The 669-nt window shown below is 54.0% G+C and carries 1 protein-coding gene; it reads left to right on the top strand.

Going from position 1 to position 669, the window contains the following annotated elements; all coding sequences use genetic code 11:
• Positions 1–205: 205 nt before the first annotated feature.
• Positions 206–669, top strand: a 464-nt coding sequence (locus HI950_RS35435) for a TetR/AcrR family transcriptional regulator (RefSeq protein WP_411268204.1), incomplete at its 3' end; no start/stop codon positions are given.

Here is a 669-nt window from a genome sequence, read left to right as displayed (position 1 = left end):
ACGAGAGCGTGCAGTCTACAACTTTATTTTCACGGTCTAGTACTTTATTTTTCAGTCTAATACTTTGTTCGCCGAACACCAATAGATAATTGCATTTCTCCGCCCCATGCGTTACACTCTTTATATTGACAAATTTGCAGGTCTATAAAAGGAGGTTCACGCGCCTATGTGTCCCCGTACCAAAGAACAAAATGAGCTCGTACGCATGCAGCGCAGAGAACAGATCCTGGACTTCGCCGCGCGCGCCTACTTCCGCACGGGCGGCAGCTTTGATATTCGCGACGTCGCCCGCGAGGCCGAGCTCGGTTACGGCACGGTATACCATTATTACCCCAACCGGCATTTACTAATAGAAGATGTGCTGGGCAGCGGCTTCGAGCGATGCGAGCAAGTCCTGGCAGAATGGGCGAACGTCAGCCGCGGCACCCCGGATAACAGGCAGCTATTGACGTATTGCAAGGTGCTGCTCCGGCTGTGGCAGTCTGACGCCCGCGCATATCTCGTCTACAAAATGGCGGCGGAACATTATGCAGGTTTGCCTGAGAAGGATCAGCATCCCGCCAAGAGACGATTCATGGAACGGCTGTACGTTCCGCTCCAATCGATCGCCCAGCGCGAAGACGACAGCGTCGACTATATGCTTGCCGTGCTGGTCGGCTGTTGCGGGCT

The organism is Paenibacillus sp. PL91, assembly GCF_012935325.2.
Lineage (GTDB): Bacteria > Bacillota > Bacilli > Paenibacillales > Paenibacillaceae > Pristimantibacillus.
The sequence above is the reverse complement of the archived record's forward strand: the minus strand, read 5'-3'. Positions and strand labels throughout refer to the sequence as shown.